General features: G+C 72.2%; 3 protein-coding genes. All 3 read left to right on the top strand.

The features are described from left to right. Nucleotides 1-25: 25 nt before the first annotated feature. Genes rbfA through VMF51_RS24780 form a run of 3 tightly spaced genes read left to right on the top strand, consistent with a single transcriptional unit; the run spans nucleotide 26 to nucleotide 2,463 of the window. Nucleotides 26-520, top strand: a complete 495-nt coding sequence (gene rbfA, locus VMF51_RS24790; protein WP_325477165.1) for a 30S ribosome-binding factor RbfA — start codon at nucleotides 26-28, stop codon at nucleotides 518-520. After that, nucleotides 517-1,485, top strand: coding sequence for a tRNA pseudouridine(55) synthase TruB (gene truB / locus VMF51_RS24785; RefSeq protein ID WP_325477164.1), 969 nt, complete (start codon nucleotides 517-519; stop codon nucleotides 1,483-1,485). The genes rbfA and truB overlap by 4 nt, the downstream gene beginning before the upstream one ends. Nucleotides 1,486-1,518: 33 nt before the next feature. Further along, on the top strand, nucleotides 1,519-2,463 hold the full coding sequence (locus VMF51_RS24780) for a bifunctional riboflavin kinase/FAD synthetase (RefSeq protein WP_325477163.1): 945 nt from the start codon (nucleotides 1,519-1,521) through the stop codon (nucleotides 2,461-2,463). Nucleotides 2,464-2,695 lie beyond the last annotated feature (232 nt).

Below are 2,695 nucleotides of genomic sequence, written 5' to 3'. Positions count from 1 at the left end.
TCTTTACCGAAGAGGAGTAACCGCCATGAGCGACGCTCGCACGCGCCGTCTCGCCGAACGGATCTCCAAGCTCGTCGCCGAGCTGCTCGAGCGCCGGATCAAGGACCCGCGTCTTGGCTTCGTCACCGTGACCGAGGTCCGTCTGACCGGTGACTGGCGCGAGGCGAAGGTCTTCTACACGGTCTTCGGCACGCCCGAGGAGCAAGCCGAGACGGCCGACGCGCTCGCCAGCGCGACCGGCATCATCCGGTCTGAGGTCGGCCGGATCATCGGCCTGCGGCACGCCCCGTCGATCGAGTTCGTCGCCGACGCGCTGCCCGACAGCGCCCGCCGGATCGATGACCTGGTCGCCGCCGCGCGCCAGGCCGACGAGGAGCTGGCGCAGGCCCGCGAGGGCGCCACCTGGGCCGGCGACCCCGACCCGTACAAGAAGCCCGCCGACGACGAGGACGACTGGGACGAGGGCGAGGACGGCGACCTCGAAGACGGCGAGGAAATCGGCGACGGCGAACGCGGATGACCGCGCCAAGCGGCCTGGTCATCGTCGATAAGCCGGGCGGCATGACCTCGCACGACGTGGTCGCCCGGGTCCGCCGCCTGGCCGGGACGCGCCGCGTCGGCCACGCCGGCACGCTCGACCCGATGGCGACCGGCGTGCTCGTGGTCGGCGTGGAGAAGGCGACCAGGCTGCTCGGCTACCTGACGCTGACCGAGAAGACCTACGTCGCCACGATCCGCCTGGGCCAGTCGACCAGCACCGACGACGCCGAGGGGGAGCCGGCCGGCGGCAGCCCCGCGACCGACATCGTCCCGGGCGCCCTCGACGCCGAGATCGCCGAGCTCACCGGCGACATCTGGCAGGTCCCGCCCGGCGTGAGCGCGATCAAGGTGAACGGCCAGCGCGCCTACAAGCTCACCCGGGCCGGCGCCGCCCCCGAGCTGGCGGCCCGCCCGGTCACCGTTTACGAGTTCACCGTCACCGACATCCGCCAGCAGGGCGATTTCCTCGACATCGACGCGGTGATCCGCTGCTCGAGCGGCACCTACATCCGCGCCCTGGCCCGCGACCTCGGCGCCGCGCTCGGCACCGGCGGCCACCTGACCGCGCTCCGTCGCACCGCCGTCGGCCCCTACGATCTGGCCCAGGCCCACACCCTGCAAGAGCTCGAGGATCAAAAGCCCCAAAACCTTCCTATCGAACGGACCGAGGCGCCTGTGGCCCTCGAATTCCCCGCCCACCCCGCGCCGACCCCCGCGTGGATAACCCCAATGGCAGAAGCCGCTGCCGCGGCGTTCCCGAGGCTGGACCTGACCGCCGAGGACGCCCACCGGCTGGCCCAGGGCGCCCGCCTCCCGCTCCCGGCCGCCGGCTGGCCCGAACCGGGCACCCCGGTGGCCGCCTTCGACCCGGACGCCGCGCTGGTCGCGCTTGTCACAGCCGAATCGGGCTCCCTCCGCTCGCTAGCTGTCTTCGCCGCCCCGTAGGCTTGGTGCCGAGCTAAGGAGGGCGGGAGACCCGTGTACCGCTGGCAGGGGCTTGATGAGGTGCCCGCAGGATGGGGTGAGTCGGTCGTCACGATCGGCGAGTTCGACGGCGTGCACCGGGGCCATCAGAGCATCGTCGCCCGGGCGGCCCAGCTCGGCCGGGAGCGGGGGCTGCCGGTGGTGGCGGTGACCTTCGACCCGCATCCGGACGAGGTGATCAGGCCGGGCACCCACCCGCCGCTGCTCAGCTCCGCCCGCCGCCGGGCCGAGCTGCTTGGCGGCCTGGGCGCGGACGCGGTCTGCGTGCTCCCGTTCACGCTCGACTTCTCCCGGCTCGACCCCGAGGAGTTCGTCCGCGCGGTCCTGGTCGAGCGGCTGCACGCCAACGCGGTCGTGGTCGGGGAGGACTTCCGCTGCGGCTACAAGGCGGCCGGCGACGTCGCGCTCATCACCAAGCTGGGCGAGAAGTACGACTACACGACCGAGGGCCTGCCGCTGCTCACCCTGGACGGCGTCACGATCTCGTCCACCCACATCAGGCGGCTGCTGGCGGCGGGCGACGTGGCCGAGGCGGCCAAGGCCCTGGGCCGCCCGCACCGGGTCGAGGGGATCGTGGTCCGCGGCCACCAGCGCGGCCGCCAGCTCGGCTTCCCGACCGCGAACGTGGAGTCGCCCCCGCACACCGCGATCCCGGCCGACGGCGTCTACGCAGGCTGGCTCTCCACCCTGGACGAAGCAGGCCAGGAGACGCGCCGCTGGCCGGCCGCGATCTCGATCGGCACCAACCCGACCTTCGACGGCACCAAGCAGACGGTCGAGGCCTACGCGCTCGCCCCGCACGACCTCGACCTGTACGGAGTCCACGCGGCGATCGACTTCGGCACCCGGCTGCGCGGCACCCTCCGCTTCGACTCGATCGAGGCCCTGGTCGAGCAGATGCACCTCGACGTCGCCCAGACCAGAGAACTCTGCTGCTAAAGACGACGAATTTTCGGCCCCCGCTTCGGCGCTGTGGCGGGCGATCGCGGCCGCTCCGGGCCGCTGGCCGCAGTCCCCGGCCCTTGTCCGATTGCCGATCGGACTGTACGGTGGTGGCCGAACAGCAATTCCGTGTGTGCGAGGTTTGCTCCGCCGCCGGAGGGTAGCCGAGCGGCCAGGTCTGTCGTCGAGTGGGAGCTGCTCATGCAGCCAACAGCGCGTCGCATCGCTC

This window comes from Nocardioides sp., assembly GCF_035503875.1.
Lineage (GTDB): Bacteria > Actinomycetota > Actinomycetes > Propionibacteriales > Nocardioidaceae > Nocardioides.
The sequence above is the reverse complement of the archived record's forward strand: the minus strand, read 5'-3'. Positions and strand labels throughout refer to the sequence as shown.